General features: G+C 66.4%; 14 protein-coding genes and 1 pseudogene. 6 read left to right on the top strand and 9 right to left on the bottom strand.

What is annotated here, in order from left to right:
* The first annotated feature begins 38 nt into the window (after window positions 1–38).
* Entirely contained in the window at window positions 39–2,021 is a 1,983-nt protein-coding gene (locus tag BN1233_RS00170; protein ID WP_046861524.1) for an SDR family NAD(P)-dependent oxidoreductase, read from the top strand.
* Here BN1233_RS00170 and BN1233_RS00165 read toward each other — a convergent pair.
* The 4 genes from BN1233_RS00165 to BN1233_RS46540 form a co-directional block, all read right to left on the bottom strand.
* Complete coding sequence (locus tag BN1233_RS00165; protein WP_046861523.1) at window positions 1,939–2,871, bottom strand: NAD-dependent epimerase/dehydratase family protein; 933 nt, start codon at window positions 2,869–2,871, stop codon at window positions 1,939–1,941. The genes BN1233_RS00170 and BN1233_RS00165 overlap by 83 nt on opposite strands.
* Before the next feature lie 83 nt (window positions 2,872–2,954).
* Window positions 2,955–4,004, bottom strand: a complete 1,050-nt coding sequence (locus BN1233_RS00160; protein ID WP_425311663.1) for an MraY family glycosyltransferase — start codon at window positions 4,002–4,004, stop codon at window positions 2,955–2,957.
* Between the two features lie 31 nt (window positions 4,005–4,035).
* The gene (locus BN1233_RS00155; RefSeq protein WP_046862289.1) at window positions 4,036–4,953 is read right to left on the bottom strand and encodes an MBL fold metallo-hydrolase; all 918 of its coding nucleotides are present in this window, start codon (window positions 4,951–4,953) and stop codon (window positions 4,036–4,038) included.
* An 80-nt stretch (window positions 4,954–5,033) separates the two neighbouring features.
* Entirely contained in the window at window positions 5,034–5,213 is a 180-nt protein-coding gene (locus BN1233_RS46540; protein ID WP_048709014.1) for a hypothetical protein, read from the bottom strand.
* 249 nt (window positions 5,214–5,462) lie between these two features.
* Here BN1233_RS46540 and BN1233_RS00150 point away from each other — a divergent pair, with 249 nt between their 5' ends.
* The 3 genes from BN1233_RS00150 to BN1233_RS00140 all read left to right on the top strand — a co-directional run bounded on the left by BN1233_RS00150 (window position 5,463) and on the right by BN1233_RS00140 (window position 8,393).
* A complete protein-coding gene (locus BN1233_RS00150) occupies window positions 5,463–6,032 on the top strand; it encodes a tetratricopeptide repeat protein (RefSeq protein ID WP_048709016.1) in 570 nt (189 codons plus the stop codon).
* 196 nt (window positions 6,033–6,228) lie between these two features.
* Complete coding sequence (locus BN1233_RS00145) at window positions 6,229–7,845, top strand: GMC family oxidoreductase (RefSeq protein WP_046861522.1); 1,617 nt, start codon at window positions 6,229–6,231, stop codon at window positions 7,843–7,845.
* A 71-nt stretch (window positions 7,846–7,916) separates the two neighbouring features.
* The gene (locus tag BN1233_RS00140; protein ID WP_046862287.1) at window positions 7,917–8,393 is read left to right on the top strand and encodes an MmcB family DNA repair protein; all 477 of its coding nucleotides are present in this window, start codon (window positions 7,917–7,919) and stop codon (window positions 8,391–8,393) included.
* Window positions 8,394–8,437: 44 nt separating this feature from the next.
* Here the strand turns inward: BN1233_RS00140 and BN1233_RS00135 are convergent, their stop codons facing one another.
* A complete protein-coding gene (locus tag BN1233_RS00135) occupies window positions 8,438–8,995 on the bottom strand; it encodes an ActR/PrrA/RegA family redox response regulator transcription factor (RefSeq protein ID WP_046861521.1) in 558 nt (185 codons plus the stop codon).
* Window positions 8,996–9,087: 92 nt separating this feature from the next.
* Window positions 9,088–10,455 (bottom strand): ActS/PrrB/RegB family redox-sensitive histidine kinase, encoded by a 1,368-nt coding sequence (locus BN1233_RS00130; RefSeq protein ID WP_046862286.1) that lies wholly within the window; start codon window positions 10,453–10,455, stop codon window positions 9,088–9,090.
* Window positions 10,456–10,841: 386 nt separating this feature from the next.
* Between BN1233_RS00130 and BN1233_RS00125 the strand changes: the two genes are divergently transcribed.
* Both BN1233_RS00125 and BN1233_RS00120 read left to right on the top strand, forming a co-directional pair.
* Window positions 10,842–12,116 carry a polyhydroxyalkanoate depolymerase gene (locus BN1233_RS00125; protein ID WP_046861520.1) on the top strand — a complete coding sequence of 425 codons (1,275 nt, stop codon included), beginning with the start codon at window positions 10,842–10,844 and terminating at the stop codon, window positions 12,114–12,116.
* A 189-nt stretch (window positions 12,117–12,305) separates the two neighbouring features.
* Window positions 12,306–13,046, top strand: a complete 741-nt coding sequence (locus BN1233_RS00120) for a M48 family metallopeptidase (RefSeq protein ID WP_046861519.1) — start codon at window positions 12,306–12,308, stop codon at window positions 13,044–13,046.
* A gap of 162 nt (window positions 13,047–13,208) precedes the next feature.
* Here BN1233_RS00120 and BN1233_RS00115 read toward each other — a convergent pair whose 3' ends face one another.
* From BN1233_RS00115 to BN1233_RS00105, 3 genes and pseudogenes are all read right to left on the bottom strand, one after another.
* On the bottom strand, window positions 13,209–15,293 hold the full coding sequence (locus BN1233_RS00115) for a transglycosylase domain-containing protein (protein WP_046861518.1): 2,085 nt from the start codon (window positions 15,291–15,293) through the stop codon (window positions 13,209–13,211).
* 139 nt (window positions 15,294–15,432) lie between these two features.
* Window positions 15,433–15,657, bottom strand: a complete 225-nt coding sequence (locus BN1233_RS00110) for a hypothetical protein (RefSeq protein ID WP_046861517.1) — start codon at window positions 15,655–15,657, stop codon at window positions 15,433–15,435.
* Window positions 15,658–15,691: 34 nt separating this feature from the next.
* Window positions 15,692–16,426: pseudogene (locus tag BN1233_RS00105) on the bottom strand (UdgX family uracil-DNA binding protein); the annotation flags it as partial.
* Window positions 16,427–16,583: the final 157 nt, after the last annotated feature.

The following is a 16,583-nucleotide window of genomic DNA, read 5'->3' as shown; positions in this document are numbered from 1 at the left end:
CAGCAGATACCGCGGCCCCGTCCAGCCTCCGCGAGATCATGAAACGTCAGGAGTTCAAGAAGGCGCTCATCATCGCGCATGACCTCGTCGCGACGGCAATCGCCATCGTTGCGACGCTCGTGGTGCGATTCGAGGGGCCGCTCCTCGACGAGCGGCTCGCCTATCTGCCGATCTTCCTCATCCCCTTCGTGGCCTTTTCGGGGCTCGTCTACGGCTGGTTCCAGCTCTACCGCTCGAAGTGGCGCTTCGCCTCGCTCCCGGATCTGTTTAACATCTTCCGGGCTGCGACGCTGCTCGCGATGACGCTTCTCGTCATCGACTACATCCTGGTCTCCCCGCATTTCTTCGGGTCGTATTTCTTCGGCAAAATCGCGATCGCCCTCTACTGGCTCCTCCAGATGTTCGCACTGGGTGGGCCGCGTCTCGCGTTCCGGTATTTCAAATATGTCCGCTCCCGGAACACGATCCGGCGCGATGCCACGACGCCGACGCTGCTGCTCGGAAGAGCTGGCGACATCGAGGTCGTGCTGCGCGCCATCGAGTCCGGCACCGTCAAGAAGATCCAGCCGCACGGGATCCTCTCGCACCGGATCGATGATCTCGGCCAGACGATTCGCGGCATTCCGGTGCTCGGCGACTTCACGGATCTCGATCAGGTCGTTCATGATTTTCAGGAGCGCGGCATCGCGATCCGGCGCCTTGTCGCGACCCCGAGTGCCCTCGCACCGGAGGCCGATCCCGATACGCTGCTCGCACGGGCTCGGCGTCTCGGGGTGCCACTCTCGCGCTTCACGAGCCTGGGAGACGGAGTGCGCGACGCGGAGCTCGCGCCGCTCGAGATCGAGGATCTCCTGTTGCGCCCGACCGTTCAGATCGACCGTCAGCGCCTTGAGCATCTCGTGCGCGGCAAGCGCGTCCTCGTGACGGGCGGCGGCGGGTCGATCGGATCCGAGATCTGCGCCCGGGCCGTGGCCTTCGCGGCTTCCGATCTCCTGATCCTGGAGAGTTCGGAGCCCTCCCTTCACCACGCCCTCGAGACGCCCGCGATTTCCGATGGGGAAACGCGTGTCGAGGGGGTGCTGGCCGACGTGCGCGACCGTGAGCGCATCCATGCGATCATGCAAGAATTCAGGCCCGACATCGTCCTGCACGCGGCGGCGCTGAAGCACGTCCCCTATCTCGAGAAGGACTGGGCGGAGGGCATCAAGACGAACGTCTTCGGCTCCGTGAACGTCGCCGATGCGGCGGTCGCCGCCGGGGCCGCCAGTCTCGTCATGATCTCGACGGACAAAGCGATCGAGCCCGTCTCGATGCTCGGGGTCACGAAGCGCTTCGCCGAAATGTATGCGCAGGCGCTCGACGCGGAATCGATGGGGCAGGGCGGCGCGACCCGCCTGATCGCCGTGCGTTTCGGAAACGTCCTCGGCTCGGTCGGGTCGGTGGTCCCGAAATTCAAGGCGCAGATCGCCCGCGGGGGGCCCGTGACGGTGACCCACCCGGAGATGGTCCGCTATTTCATGACCACTCGCGAAGCCGCAGATCTGGTCCTGACCTCGGCCTCTCATGCGGACGGCGAGGGACGCTCCGTGAAGGACGGGGCCAATGGCGACGAGCGGGCTTCGGTCTATGTCCTCAAGATGGGACAACCCGTCCGGATCTACGAGCTCGCGGAGCGCATGATCCGCCTGGCGGGCTTCGAACCCGGCGAGGACGTGGATATCATGGTTACGGGGGCGCGGCCGGGCGAGCGCCTGCACGAGATCCTCTTCGCGCGGGAGGAGCCCATGGCCGAGATCGGCATCGACGGCGTCATGGCGGCGCAACCGGTCTTCGCTGATCGCGCACGTCTCGAGGCTTGGCTCGCCCGCCTCGACGAGGCCGTGCGTGCCGAGGACAGGGCCCGGGCGGAGGCGGTATTCGAAGAGGCAGTGCCGGGCTTCAGGCGCCGGATGCAGACGCTCGCGCCAGCTGAGCGAGCCCATCCCGCGCTGCAAGAGCAGGCTGCCATCCGAGCGCCATGAGCTGGGCCGGGTTCGCCACGAGCGAGCCCGCGAGCCTTTCGATCAGCTCTCCGCGGCCTGTCAGGCGAGCAAAGGCGGTCATCAGAGCTTCCGGCACCGGCAGCAGGCCTGGCCGGCGACCGAACCCGTGCCGCAGCGCCGCGACCATCTCGCCGACCGTCAAAGGCTCCGGCTCGGCAACGATGAGCGGACGCTGCAAGGGGCCCTCCGTTCCGAGCACGAGAGCAATCGCCGCGACGAGATCCTCCAGAGATACCAGGGACCGACGCCCGGAGAACTTGCCGAGGGGCAGAGGCCAAGGTGTCCGCGCGATCCTCAGGAGTTCGGCCAGATTGCCCTTCACACCGGGGCCATAGACGAGCACGGGCCGCAGCGCGACCCAGTCAATCGAGAGATCCGCGAGGCCCTGCTCGGCCTCGAACTTCGAGCGGCCATAGGCATCCACCGGGCGGGCTTTGGCGCTTTCGTCGAGGGTTCCGGGTGCGCTCGGCCCGCATTGCGCCCGGACCGACGACAGAAAGACGAAGCGCTTCACGCCGGCACGCTCGGCCGCACGGGCCAGAGCGATCGTCGCTTCGGTGTTGATCGCCCGGTAGTCGTCCTCCGGAAAGCCCGACATCGCATGGGCGATTCCCGCCGAGTGGACGACCGCATCGACGTCGCGCAGGGCAGCCGCCATGTTCTGCGGAGATGCGAGGTCCCCGATGACGGCACTCGAAGCCGCCTCGGGCACATTCATGGGCCGCCGCAGAAGAACCCGTACGTTCATGCCGCGGCGGGAGAGGCCCGCCAGCACGGCTTGTCCGATGAATCCGGTGCTTCCCGTGAGAGCGATCAGAGGCCGCTTCATGCAAACACCATGCTGTCAAAACCGGCGCAGCGCCGTCGCGAAGGCGCTGCCTGTCGCACTGGAGAGCAGGGCAAGGGCAGGTTTCATCCCCACACCATCCCTCCGTACCCGGCAAAGCGGCGCAGCTGAAGCGTCACAGCAACGACCCCGGCTGCCAGGGCGAGCATCTGGACGGCCGGTTGCGGCCACAGGATCGTCACTCCCGCGAGGACCGCGAGGACGATGTTCAACCCAAAGACCCGCCCACTCACCGCGAGCATCGAGAAGCCATGGTCCGAGGCGCGCTGATAGAAGTGCGTGCGGTGCGCCTCCCAGATCCGTTCGCCGGCGACGAGGCGCCTCAGGAGCGTGATCGTGGCGTCCGCCAGATAATAGAGAGGGAGAAGGATAGCGGCGACGATGGCGCCGGTGGTGGCGAGCTCGAGCAACAGCCATCCCAGGATCAGGCCGATCGGAAGAGAGCCAACATCCCCGAGAAAGAGCCGCGCGACCGGCCGGTTGAACGGCGCAAAGCCGAGCATCGCGCCGCATAGCGAAGCTGCGGCGATCGCCGGAACTGGAGGCACGAGGCCGACAACTCCGAGACAGGCCAGGAAGGCCGTGATCGGCACCACCTCGGCGACCGTAATCCAGTCGATGCCGTCCATGAAGTTGACGAGGTTCACGAACCAGACGCCTGCAAAAACGAGAATCGCCCGCTCGACACTTGAGGGAACCGCCTCGGGAAAGATCTGCACCTCCGAGGCGACGACGACCGTAGTGACCGCAAAGAACTGAACGAGAAGCCGCGGCACTGCCGGGAGCGGCTTGATGTCGTCGACCGCTCCGAGGAGAGCGAGGAGGGCGCCGGCCGCGGCAACGCTCGCGGGCCCAGCAAGCCCTTGACCCGTCCCGACCAGGATCGCTCCGGCGACGAAGAAGGTCGCCGCAATGACCGCCAGCCCGCCACCCTGCGGCGTCGGAACACGATGGCTCGATCGTGCATTCGGGCGTGCCATCGCATAGCGCACCAGCAATGGATGAAGCGCGATGATGAGAAGGGCACAGAGTCCCGCGCTGACCGCCGCGACGGCCGGATAGATCAGCTCCGGCATCGGCAGGCGCAGGAGGGCCGGAGAATCCGGCCGAAGCACGAATCAGGCATGAAATCGGTTTGGGTGGCAGCTATCCGTTCGCCACCTTAAGGCGGCCCGTTGCGTCCGCAAGGGAATCCGAGTCGCGCATGCAGATCGGGTGATAGGCGACGGCCTGCCGGTCGCACGGGATGAAGGCGCTCGGCATCACCTTCTGGATTTCCGCCTCCCGGGCCAGCAGCAAATCGTCATCGTGCCCGGGATAGAGATGGAAAATGGCAAGCGCCTTCACGCCGGCGGCTTGGCACAGCTCGACCCCCTTTTCCCAGGTCGAGTGGCCCCAGCCCTGGCACGGCTGGTATTCCTGCGAGGAGAACATGCCGTCGTAGATGACGAGATCCGCATCTTGCACGAAGGCTGCGAGGCCGGGATCCGGCCATGGGTCCCTGTGCTCGAGGTCGCTCACGTAGCAGACCGCCCGCCCTCCGTGATCGAAGCGGTACGCCGTCGCTCCACCCGGGTGGTTGAGAGGGTGGGTACGAACGACCATGCCGTCACGGAAGGTGAGCGGCTCTCCGGCCTTGAAGCCGTGGTGGACGAAGCGGGCCGGCAGGGAATCGAGCTGGAGCGGGAAGGTGGGTGGCGAGAACACCCGGTCCAGAGGATCCCTGGCATCCCCTCCGTCGAGGTGGCCGGTCCAAGTGTGGATGGTGCATCCCGGATCCAGGATCGCGGGCTTGAAGAACGGTAGCCCGCCGATGTGGTCGAGGTGGAAATGACTGAGCAGAATGTCGATTTCGGAAGGGAGTTCGGCCTCCGGGGAAGCCCCGAAGAAGGGGAGTCCGGTCCCGGCATCGACGACGAACAGCCGTTTCCCGCAACGGATCTCCACGCAAGGGGTATTGCCCCCGAACCGCAGGAATTCGGGTCCGGAAACAGGAGTAGACCCCCGAGTTCCCCAGAAGCGCACTCGCAGCGCGTTATCATGGGTTAACGCACACACCGCCATCGGCGCACTCTGACCCGAATCGTCAGCCAGCGCATGTGCGCTGGCACACCCATCACGGAGCACCCTCTCGGCAAACCGGGTCATGCCTCCTCCAGTTCCCGGCTCGGCACGAGAGCCCGCGCCGAGCGGGCGCAACGAGGGGCGACGGACGCCGAGCTGGTCACCGTTGTGGCGAGGAGAGACGGGCCGAGCGGCAGCAGGAGGAGTGCAGCGGCCGTCGCCAGACTATCAGGGGAAAGAGGCAGGAGATCGCGTCCCATCGTTCCGTCCGGTCCAATTCGACAGTCCGACAGGCAACGTTAACCAAGCGCGGCTGGGAGGAACAGTCCTCCGGGCGACGCGGCAGACAATCTTGTTCGCTGCGAGCACGGTCTTTCCAGGCTGCATACGCTCGGATCCGCCTGCCGCCGGCCGAAATTCGGCCCGGATCAACATCCCCTTCCCAAAGGCATGCTCTAGGTTCCGTTGCGTGAGCCTCTCCGAGGCCAGGGCCTGCCGGAGTGCAACGGATGCTTGGCAAAGAAGCATTGTTCCGACCGCCGATCGATTGCGCCTTCCAGCTCATCCTCGATCTTTCCGGGCGTCGCCCGGCCTCGAGCCTGCCGCGCCGGCTCGATGGCCTTTTCCGGGCGCTGGCAGCCCCTCGGACGAAGCAGGCGGCGGACGAGATCGAGGAGCTCATCTGGGCGATCTGGATCTCGCACGAGGATCGTGAGGCCGAAGAGAGCATGGGCGCTGCGGTCGAGGCGCTGGCAGACGGCGCGCTCGGCGAGGCCCGCCCGCTCCTCGATGAGCTGGTCCTGCGCTACCCCGACTGGGCGGAAGCCTGGAACAAGCGTGCGACCCTGGCCTTCGTGGAGAACCGCGATGCGGATGCCACGCGAGACATCATGAAGACTCTCGAACTCGAGCCGCGCCATTTCGGAGCGGTTTCGGGTTTTGGACAGATCTGCCTCCGGCACGGGCATCTCAACGAGGCCCGGGCGGCGTTCCAGATCGCGCTCTCGCTCAATCCGCACCTGGAAGGTCTCAGGGAAATGATCGACGATCTGAGCCCCCGCACGCTCATGCTGCATTGACGGCCCTCGATACGGCAGGGGCTGGTCAGCCGACTTTGGACGCGGGCCCCGGCACGGTGATCGTCCCGGATCTCGTGCACTTCCCTGCAAGTGTGCGCCCTCAGGCATCCTCGCCGGAGCGCAAAGCCGTGGTGCGCCACTGCGGCTCGCTCATTGCGCTCCTCCCGCGCTATCGTGGGAGCCAGCGAGGAGCGACATGCAGGATTTCGGGATTTACGATTACATCGTCGTCGGCGCGGGCTCGGCGGGCTGCGTGCTCGCCAACCGGCTGTCCGCCGATCCGCGCCATCGGGTGCTGGTCCTGGAGGCCGGAGGGCTGGACCGCTGGATCTGGTTCCACATCCCGGTCGGATATCTCTTCGCGATCGGCAATCCCCGTGCCGACTGGATGTTCACCACCGAGGCCGAGCCTGGGCTCAACGACCGCGCGCTCGCCTATCCGCGCGGAAAGGTGATCGGCGGGTCATCCGCCATCAACGCGATGATCTACATGCGCGGCCAGGCGGCCGATTACGACGGCTGGCGCCAACTCGGACTTCAGGGCTGGGGCTGGGACGACGTGTTGCCCTTCTTCCTCAAGCACGAGGATCACGAATCCCCGCCGAATGATCTCCATCGCAGCGGCGGTGAATGGCGGGTCGAGCATCCCCGGATCCGCTGGGACATTCTCGATGCGATCCGGGAGGCGGCCGCGGCGGCCGGCATCCCAAAGATCGATGACTTCAACACCGGCGACAACGAGGGCACCTCGTATTTCCAGGTCAACCAGCGGCGCGGCCGCCGGTGGAGTGCGGCGCGCGGTTTCCTCAAGCCGGCGTTGTCGCGACCCAATCTGCGCCTCGAAACCGGCATTCACGTCGAGACGGTCTCGCTCGAGGGGCGCGAGGCCAAAGGGGTGGTCTTCTCCCGGGGAGGCGAGCGGTTTCTGGCACGCGCCTCGGGCGAAGTGATCCTGACGGCAGGTGCGGTCGCCTCGCCGACGATTCTCGAACGGTCCGGGATCGGTGCTCCCGCGAGACTTTCGAAGCTCGGAATCGAGGTCGCCCATGACCTCCCGGGGGTCGGCGAGAACCTGCAGGATCACCTGCAGATCCGTCCGGTCTACCGGGTCCATGATGTCAGAACCCTCAACACCGATTATGCGAAGCTCTGGCGGCGCGCGCAGATGGGGCTCGAATATGCGTTGCTCCGCAGAGGCCCGCTCACGATGGCGCCTTCGCAACTCGGCGCCTTCACGCGCTCGTCGCCCGATTACGCGACGGCCAATCTCGAATTCCATTTCCAGCCGCTCTCGCTCGACAAATGGGGCGAGGGCATGCACCCGTTCGGTGCCTTCACGGCGAGCGTCTGCAACCTGCGCCCGTCGAGCCGCGGCAGCATCCATATCGTGAAGCCGGATCCGCTTGCGCCACCATCGATCCGGCCGAACTACCTGTCGACCGACGAGGACAGGCGAGTCGCGGTCGATGCCTTGCGAATCACGAGGCGGATCGTTGCCCAGGCTCCTCTGGCTCGCTATCGACCGGAGGAGTACCGGCCCGGCGCCCATCTCACGCGAGACGACGACCTCGTTCAAGCGGCCGGCGATCTCGGCACCACCATTTTCCATCCGGTCGGCACTGCGAAGATGGGCGTCTCCTCCGATCCGATGGCCGTGCTGGATGAGCGGCTGCGCGTGCGCGGCATTGGCCGGCTGCGGGTCATCGATGCGTCGGCGATGCCGCGGATCACGTCGGGCAATACCAATTCCCCGACCGTCATGATCGCCGAGAAGGGCGCTGCCATTGTCCTGGAGGATGCAAGGGCGTCGTGACCGTTGACCTTTGCGGAGCGCGCGACAATCCCGCCATTGCGGCCCGGCCGCAGAGGCGCGAGTCTCGCGCCATGGCTGATTCTGCTATCGTTCTGCCCGTAGACGGCCGTCAATCGCCCACGGCGGCCGCAATTCAGCGGGGCGTCCGCCGCCTCTTTGCGCGCCTCGGCCACGTGACGCTTCCCGAGTTCACCCTGGCCAATGGGCGCCGGGCGGATGTGATCGCCCTCTCGCCACAGGGGCAATTGACGATCATCGAGATCAAGTCGAGCGTCGCGGATTTCCGCGCCGACCGGAAATGGCCGGATTACGAATGCTTCTGTGATGCGTTCTATTTCGCGGTACCCGAGGGACTACCGCTCGACATCATGCCCGATGATCGGGGCCTGATCGTTGCCGATGCCTTCGACGCGGCCATTCTCCGGGAAGCCCAACGTCATCCTCTGTCCGGCGCACGGCGAAAGGCCGTCACCTTGAGTTTTGCGCGTCTCGCTGCCGGAACGCTGCATGCGCTCGCCGATCCGCAGGCTCGGCTGAGCACGATCTGAGCGTCTCCCGCGGGGCGGAAGACGAGGAGCCGGTGCGCGCCTCGTCAGCGGGGCGCGCGCTTCGCCAGAATGCGCTGGAGCGTACGGCGGTGCATGTTGAGGCGACGGGCGGTCTCGGAGACGTTGCGGCCGCAGAGTTCGTAGACGCGCTGGATGTGCTCCCACCTCACCCGGTCGGCGGACATCGGATTCTCCGGCGGGACCGCCCGCTCGTCCGGCCCGGCCATGAGGGCTGCGTGGATCTCGTCGGCGTCGGCGGGCTTCGCGAGATAGTCGAAGGCGCCCAGCTTCACGGCCGTCACGGCGGTTGCGATATTGCCGTAGCCCGTGAGGATCACCCCTCTCGCATCGGGCCGGCGCTCCTTCAGGCGCTCGATCACGTCGAGCCCATTGCCGTCCCCGAGTCGCATGTCGATCACCGCGAAGGCCGGTGGCTCGCTCTCGATCGCCGAGATCCCGTCGGCGACGCTCTCGGCGACGCGGACCACATAACCTCGGCCCTCCATGGCTCGTGCGAGACGGGTGGAGAAAGGACGATCGTCATCGACGATCAGCAGGCTCTTGTCGGCGCGCGCCTCTAAAGGCATCGGCGCGTCAACCATCGATACGTCTCCCTGGCTCAACGCTGTGCTCCTTGAGTCCGCCCTCCAGAACCAGATGCGGGCCCCTTTGCAGGGCCTAAAGGGCTCAACCCTCATATAGGAAGGGTTTCGCCCTGATTCACGGGGCCGCCGGAGACCCCCTGCGACCGCGATGCTGCTCCCCGTTCAAACGCTTGACGCGTCCAAACGATCCGCGCCTGCGCTCCGGTTACGGGGGGCGCCGCGTTCGTGAGGAGGAGCTGCGCGCCGGACCGTTCGAGCAAGGTCTTGGCGATGAACAGCCCGAGACCGAGCCCGGACCCGCCGCCCTCCTCGGTGCGCAGGACGGCCGAGCGGGTCGTGACATAGGGCTCGCCGACCCGCAGCAGCACCTCTGGGGCATAGCCGGGGCCGTCGTCGCTGATCTCGATCCGCACCTCTTCGGCATTCCAGTACGCCTCGACGACCACCGAGCTCGAGGCGAAATCTACCGCATTGTCGAGGATGTTGGAGAGTCCAAACACGACGCCCGGGTTGCGGCGGCACAGGGGCTCCGGGCCGAGGCCCTCTCTTCGGATCTCGATAGCCGTGTCGAGGGATCGGTTCGGAGCGACGATGTCCTCGATCAGGACCGACAGCGGCACGGTCTCGAGGAATGCGGAAGGATCCTGCCCGAGAGACGTGAGCTTCGTCAGGATGTTCCGGCAGCGCTCCACCTGCTCTCGCAGGAGCTTGATGTCCTCCGCGACGGGGCCCTCTTTGGGAAGAGTGTGATCGAGCTCTTTTGCGACGAGGGTGATCGTCGCGAGCGGGGTCCCGAGTTCGTGCGCGGCTGCCGCCGCGAGGCCGTCGAGCTGGCTGAGATGCTGTTCGCGGGCGAGCACGAGCTCCGTCGCGGCCAGGGCCTGGGCGAGCAGTCGGGCCTCCTCGGCAACCCTCCAGGCATAGATACCCGTGAAGACTACCCCGAGCAGGATAGCCGTCCAGATGCCCGTCACGTAGAGGAACGGCATGGTCAGGCGCTCGCCCCGAGCCCAGGGCAGAGGCTCGTGGACGAGAGCGAGCAGGGTCGCACAGCCGATCGCCAGGATCCCGAGCCCCAACGTCCGTTCGGGAGGCAGGGCGGTCGCGGAGATCAGGACCGGCGCCAGGAACAGCATCGAGAACGGGTTCTGCAGGCCGCCAGTGAGATACAGGAGAGCGGCCAACTGGAGAATGTCGAAGCCGAGGAGCAAGGTCGCCACGTTCTCGCCGAGCCGGTGGCTGGCCGGAAACTGGATCCGGAGGACGAGGTTCAGCAGCGCCGATGCGGCAATCACGGCAAAGCAGAGGCCGAAGGGCAGGGCAAAGCCTAGCCCGAATTGCACGCCGCCCACCGCTGCGGATTGACCGATGATCGCCAGCCATCGCAGCCGCACGAGCGTGTCGAGGCGTAGCCGCCTCGCATCGCGGGCTAGATCCGATGGCCTGATTTCCACCATGCCGGCTGCCGATCGATCCATTCGAGAGGAAATCACCAGCTCCCGCGCCCAAGGGCAGGGGCCGCGGAACGGGCTCATCCGGGCGGATGATAGGGCTACCGGCCGATCCGTCCAACGAAACCGGCGTACCCGGCCATTCGAGCATGGTCGAGGAGGCCGGGGCCCGCTTTCGATGACATCTGCACCACTGTCCCATCCCGCTGGGATAGACTCCACCTCTGCCGGTGCCCCACAGAGGCAAAAAGATCACACTCCGATGCTAACGGCCTATTAACCTTTGCGTTGATTGAATTCCTCAGAATGGAACTTTACGTTCCAGAGACCGGTTGAGACGCCACTCGGCTCGCATCTGCGACAGAATGGAGCTCCGCTGCTCAGGGGTAGAAATGAACCTCACCTACTACTGGTACGAAGCTGCACACCTGCTCCTCAGCCCGGCTCGGGCCGCGAGCGAGGGTACGAAGCGCCTCTTTGAGGATCCCTACAACCCGCTGACGCATACGAGTTACGGCCGTACCGTAGCGGCAGCCTGCGAGTTGTTCGAGCGCACGACCCGACGCTACGACAAGCCCGGATTCGGCCTGACGAGCACTCTCGTGGACGGCGAGCGCGTAGCGGTCTCCGAGCGCGTAGTCTGGGAGCGCCCTTTCTGCCGCGTCGTCGCCTTCGAGCGCGCCCTTCGCCAGCCCAAGGCCCAGCCGAAGGTCCTGATGGTCGCGCCGATGTCGGGCCACCATGCGACCCTGCTCCGGGGAACCGTGGATACGTTCCTGCCGAATCATCAGGTCTTTATCACCGACTGGATCGATGCGCGCCACGTTCCCCTTTCCGACGGGCCGTTCGGTCTCGACGACTACATCGATTACCTGATCGACATGTTCCGGGAGCTCGGGCCGGATCTTCACGTGATGGCCGTCTGCCAGCCGTCCGTTCCCGTCCTTGCTGCGATCGCCCGCATGGAGGCCGAGAAGGATCCGGCCGTTCCGCTCTCGATGACGCTGATGGGCGGTCCCATCGACACGCGGCGCTCGCCCACCGCGGTGAATGCCCTGGCCGAGAAGCGGGGCATCGAGTGGTTCGAGCGCCATTGCATCGTCAAGGTCCCACCGGGCAATCCGGGCTTCTGGCGCGATGTCTACCCTGGATTCCTGCAGCTTTCGGGCTTCATGGCGATGAACATCGATCGCCATCTCTCCGCCCATTACGAGATGTTCAAACATCTCGTGGAAGGTGACGGCGACTCCGCGGAGAAGCACCGGGAGTTCTACGACGAGTATCTCGCCGTCATGGATCTCACGGCCGAGTTCTACCTGGAGACCGTCGACAAGGTCTTCGTGCGGCACGAACTCCCGCGGGGCAAGATGATGCATCGCGGTAAGCCCGTCGACCTCAGTGCGATCCAGCGTTGCGCCATCATGGCCGTCGAGGGCGAGAAGGACGACATCTCCGGGGTAGGGCAGACGCTGGCGGCGCTCGATCTGACGCCCAACCTGTCGTCGGACAAGAAGACCTACCATCTCCAGGAGAGGGTCGGCCATTACGGCGTCTTCAACGGCTCCCGATTCCGCGCCGAGGTCGCCCCGCGTATCGCCGATTTCATCCTGACCCACCAGGCGGCATCCGCAGGGACACGTCCAGCCCCGAAGCTCCGCTTGGCCTGAGAAAAGTCTCACGAATACAGTAGCATAGGATCGGCGCCTGAACTCGTCCGCCGCGACTCGACCGCGTCCGCGCGTGTCCGCCGGCGAGCGAGAAGGGCACGATCACGGGTGTCAAGGTTCTTGTTCCGTTCACGGTCGCGGCAAACCGCTGCGCTGACAGAATACGGGTCCGCGGGGCAACATACCCACATGAGATTCGCTCTGTTCCGCCGCATTCCTGCGGACCCCCCTCAACTCAAAATCCAGCACGCCGGAGAGGCCTTCAAGATCGCTCTCAAGCGACGCCCGACGGCGAAGCGGATTACGCTCCGCGTCTCCAGCGCGACCGGCGAGGTCGTCCTCACGATCCCGGAGCGCGCCGATCTCGGCACGGCCCAGCGCTTCGCGGAGGCTCATGGGGCTTGGATCGCAACGCGGCTCGCGCGGGTTCCGACGCGCATCGCATTCGAGCCAGGCGCCGTCGTGCCGCTCCGCGGGGTCGCGCACCGCGTGATTCACCGACCGGCTGCCCGCGGCACGACCCGCGTTGTAGAGGGGCCGGATGGGCCGGCGATCGAAGTGTTCGGCGAGACGCCTCACGTTCCGCGCCGAGTCAGGGAATTTCTCGAGGCCGAAGCGAAGCGGGACCTCGCCGTTGCGGTCAAGCGCTACTGCACGCGGCTCGGCGTCTCCGCGAAGCGGATCACGGTGCGCGATACGACAAGTCGCTGGGGATCCTGCTCCGCGCGTGGCGCCCTGAGCTTCTCGTGGCGGCTCGTCCTCGCTCCGCCGATGGTCCTGGATTATCTCGCAGCTCACGAGGTGGCTCACCTGCGCGAGCTGAATCACTCTCCTCGCTTCTGGCGCCTCGTCAAAACGGTTTTCCCGCAAACGGACGAAGCGGAGGAGTGGCTCAAGCGCCACGGAAGCGAGTTGCATCGCTTCGGCTGACCGGCTCCGGACACCAGCCGACCCCCGACACATCCCGTTCTGCCTCGGCGCCCCGCGCCGCCACATGGCTCGCAACTCGATCCGTGAGCGTCAGTCGACCGCCATCTTCTTTCCCATCGGACGTGAGCGCCGGCAGGAGGCGAGGCCCACAGCCCCGTGAGCTCAGTAGAGCCCGAAGAGCCGCTCGAGGAAGTTCCGATCGGCCCGCGCAATCGGGCCTCTGTCGCCGCGCTCCGTAGCAGAGCCCGGCTGCGGGCCGCTCGCGACCGGAGTCTCGTACTCCCCGCGGGGCGCGCCGGGGAGCGGCACCGGCTGCTTGTTCTTCAGCGCCGCCTTCATGAAGGTGCTCCAGAGCTCGACCGGGAGGTTGCCCCCGGAGAGGCGCTTCGTGGGCTCGCCGCTGTCGTTGCCGAGCCAGACGCCTGCGACGAGCGCACCGGTATAGCCCACGAACCAGGCGTCGCGGTGCTCCTGCGAGGTGCCGGTCTTGCCGGCGCTCTCCCAGCCCGGGATCTCGCCCTTGCGCGCGGTGCCGACCACGAAGGTCTGGTGGAGCATGTCGTTCATCATCGCGACGGCAGCGGGGTCGATCACGCGGCCGAGGCCACCGCCGCGCGGGCGCCTGTAGAGGACCTTGCCGTCGGCGGTCTTGACCTGCTGGATCACAAACGGGATCACGCCGGTTCCGCCATTCGCGAAGGCCGCAAAGGCGGCAACGAGCTCGAGCGGAGTGACCTCCGAGGTTCCGAGGGCGATCGAGGGGTTCGCCTGCAGGGGCGAGGTGATCCCGAGCCGCTGCGCCGTCTGCACGACGGCCTTCGGCCCGACCTCGACCCCGAGACGGGCCGCCACCGTATTCAAGGAGAGCGCCAGCGCCTCGCGCAGGGTCACGGGACCGCGATAATCCCGCGAGAAATTCTCCGGGGACCAACCCCGGTAATTGAAGGGGGCATCGTCGCGGACAGTGTCGGGCGTGAGCCCGCGCTCGATCGCGGTCAGATAGACGAACGGCTTGAAGGCCGATCCCGGTTGTCTGCGGGCGGCGGTGGCTCGGTTGAACTGGCTCGCCTCGTAGTCCCGTCCACCGACCAGCGCCTTGAGGGCGCCGTCCGGCTGCATGGCGACGAGGGCGCCTTGGCTCACCTTGTAGCGCGCCCCCTTGGCCGCGAGTTCCTCTGAGACGGCTTGCTCGGCGGCAGCCTGCATGGCGGTGTCGAGGGTCGTCGAGACGACGATATCCGAGTCGATCGTGCCGACGAAATCCTCAAGGACGTCCATCACGTAGTCGGCGGCGTAATTCGCCGAACCTGATCCGCCCCGGCGTACCTGCGCGGGCTGGGCCAGCGCGTTCTTCATGGCGGAGGGCGTGACGAAGCCGAGCTCCTGCATGGCCGCGAGGACGAGCTCGGCGCGTTCCTGTGCGGCGCGCGGGTTCCGGTTCGGCGCGAGCCGCGACGGAGCCTGGACGAGACCGGCCAGCACGGCCGCCTCGGGGAGGGTGATCGCCTTCGCGGGCTTCCCGTAATAGCGATGCGCCGCCGCCTCGATTCCGTAGGCCCCTGCTCCGAAATAGACCCGGTTCAGATAGAGTTCGAGGATCTCGTCCTTGGAATAAGTCCGCTCGAGCCAGAGAGCGAGAATCGCTTCCTGGATCTTGCGCGAGATCGTCCGCTCCTGGGTGAGGAACAGGTTCTTGGCGAGCTGCTGGGTGAGGGTCGAGCCACCCTGGGAGACGCCGCGGTTGGTCACGTTGCGCAAGGCCGCGCGGGTGATCCCGAGCGGATCGATGCCGAAATGGTCGTAGAACCGCCGGTCCTCGATGGCCACGAAGGCCTTCGGGAGATAGGGCGGGAGTTCCTTGATCGAGACCGTCTGGCCGCCGGTCTCGCCGCGATTGCCGATTAGCGAGCCGTCCGCCGCCAGAATCGCGATATTCGGGGGGCGCTTCGGAACGGCGAGCTGGTCGATGGGAGGCAGTTGCGCCGCGTGATAGGCGATGATGCCCGCTACCGCGATGACGGCCCAGAGGCCGAGCACGGCGAGGCCGTAGAACAGCCGGCCGAGCAGCGAGCGCCGTCTGCTGCCGGATCGTCCTCGACGCGAGGGTTTGGATTTCCCGCCCCGCGAACCACCGCGTCGCGCCATGCCGCCTCCAGCCCGGTCTTCCGGCGAAAGGCTCAGATCGAGCCTTCCCGCGTCGGCGCGCGTCTCGAACGTCGGCTCTTGCCGACCGCGCCCGTTCGCCATCTGCTCCTCATCCCCACGCCGGTCGATGTCCGGCCCTCGTGGTGTCGAGCACCCTAATTGTGGCGGTTTAACGGGTCGTTAAGCCTCTCGGCCCGGGCGCGCCATCGGCCTCGGGCCGCATATGACCGGGAGGCTGGGCTCAATGCTTCAGTTTGGCGCGCTCCGAGCGGGCTTTCGCGGCGAGCGGATGATCCGGGTGGCGGGCGATGAACTGGTCGTAGGCGGCGCGTGTCCCGAGCCGGCGGGCCGCGTCGAATTCCTCCCGGATCGCGATCTCTCCGTCCCGTGCCGGCGGAACCGTCGCTGAAGACGAACCCGTGGCCAGCGTCATGGCCAGAATCACGGCGCTGCCGATCTGCCTCATGGGCCTCTCCGGTCATCCAGCTCCTCGAGAGCCTTCACTGCGCGGCTTGTGGCAGCTCGCCGGTCTCGGGATCGGCATTCACGAGATGCGCGATGTTGCGGAGATCCTGCAGAAAGGCCTCGTAGCCCGCGCGCTTCGATTCTTCGTCAGGCAGCCGTAGCAGATATGACGGGTGAACGGTGACGTATCCGGGAAAGCCCGCGAGCACGGCCCGCCCGCGCGCTCGGATCACGGAGGTCTGTTTGCCCGTCAGCGCCAGGACGGCCGTGGCGCCGAGCGCCGTGACGAGCCTGGGGCGCACGAACTCCAGCTCCTTCATGAGCCAGGGCCGGTAATGCTTGACCTCGCCGGCCGTCGGTTTCACGTGGATCCGACGCTTGCCGCGCATCTCGAACTTGAAATGCTTCACGGCATTCGTGAGGTAGGCGTGGTCCTGGTCGATGCCGGCTTCCGCCAACGCGCGCCGAAACAACTGACCGGCCGGTCCCACGAAGGGCCGGCCCTGCCGGTCCTCCTGGTCGCCGGGCTGTTCGCCGACGAAGGCCACATCCGCGCCGACCGGCCCCTCGCCGAAGACGGCTTGCGTCGCGCCCGGAACGAGCGGGCCTGCGCGCTCGATCAGGGCGTTCAGCTCCTCAAGCGATTTCGGGCCCTGGTCGAACATGTCCATCGTGCTCGCGGGAGGTGTTTTCGAGGGCATAGCCATATCCTTCTCGATCGTTTCGACAACGCGCGGGACCGCATTCGGGATCACCGTTGCGATCGCCGCAGCGGCTACGACGGACCCTGTTCCGGTCGATCTCGGTGGGGACAGCTGACGGTCGGGTACGGGAGAGCGGCGTGCGCGGCATCGAATTTGGCGTGCTGGGCGCCTTGCCCTGGGAGCAGCTATGCCGTTAGTTCGGCCCGCCGGTCGTAAGCGCAAA

This window comes from Microvirga massiliensis, from assembly GCF_001006805.1.
Classification (GTDB): domain Bacteria; phylum Pseudomonadota; class Alphaproteobacteria; order Rhizobiales; family Beijerinckiaceae; genus Microvirga; species Microvirga massiliensis.
Note: the sequence above shows the minus strand (reverse complement) of the source record. Positions and strands in the feature narration are given on the sequence as shown.

What these genes read in the sequence shown, in the direction of transcription:
- BN1233_RS00150 (WP_048709016.1), top strand. Translation starts at nt 5,463, where the DNA reads ATGCTTGGCAAAGAAGCATTGTTCCGACCGCCGATCGATTGCGCCTTC.
- BN1233_RS00170 (WP_046861524.1), top strand. Translation starts at nt 39, where the DNA reads ATGAAACGTCAGGAGTTCAAGAAGGCGCTCATCATCGCGCATGACCTC.
- BN1233_RS00140 (WP_046862287.1), top strand. Translation starts at nt 7,917, where the DNA reads ATGGCTGATTCTGCTATCGTTCTGCCCGTAGACGGCCGTCAATCGCCC.
- BN1233_RS46540 (WP_048709014.1), bottom strand. Translation starts at nt 5,213, where the DNA reads ATGGGACGCGATCTCCTGCCTCTTTCCCCTGATAGTCTGGCGACGGCC.
- BN1233_RS00115 (WP_046861518.1), bottom strand. Translation starts at nt 15,293, where the DNA reads ATGGCGAACGGGCGCGGTCGGCAAGAGCCGACGTTCGAGACGCGCGCC.
- BN1233_RS00125 (WP_046861520.1), top strand. Translation starts at nt 10,842, where the DNA reads ATGAACCTCACCTACTACTGGTACGAAGCTGCACACCTGCTCCTCAGC.
- BN1233_RS00155 (WP_046862289.1), bottom strand. Translation starts at nt 4,953, where the DNA reads ATGGCGGTGTGTGCGTTAACCCATGATAACGCGCTGCGAGTGCGCTTC.
- BN1233_RS00120 (WP_046861519.1), top strand. Translation starts at nt 12,306, where the DNA reads ATGAGATTCGCTCTGTTCCGCCGCATTCCTGCGGACCCCCCTCAACTC.
- BN1233_RS00145 (WP_046861522.1), top strand. Translation starts at nt 6,229, where the DNA reads ATGCAGGATTTCGGGATTTACGATTACATCGTCGTCGGCGCGGGCTCG.
- BN1233_RS00165 (WP_046861523.1), bottom strand. Translation starts at nt 2,871, where the DNA reads ATGAAGCGGCCTCTGATCGCTCTCACGGGAAGCACCGGATTCATCGGA.
- BN1233_RS00135 (WP_046861521.1), bottom strand. Translation starts at nt 8,995, where the DNA reads ATGGTTGACGCGCCGATGCCTTTAGAGGCGCGCGCCGACAAGAGCCTG.
- BN1233_RS00130 (WP_046862286.1), bottom strand. Translation starts at nt 10,455, where the DNA reads ATGGTGGAAATCAGGCCATCGGATCTAGCCCGCGATGCGAGGCGGCTA.
- BN1233_RS00110 (WP_046861517.1), bottom strand. Translation starts at nt 15,657, where the DNA reads ATGAGGCAGATCGGCAGCGCCGTGATTCTGGCCATGACGCTGGCCACG.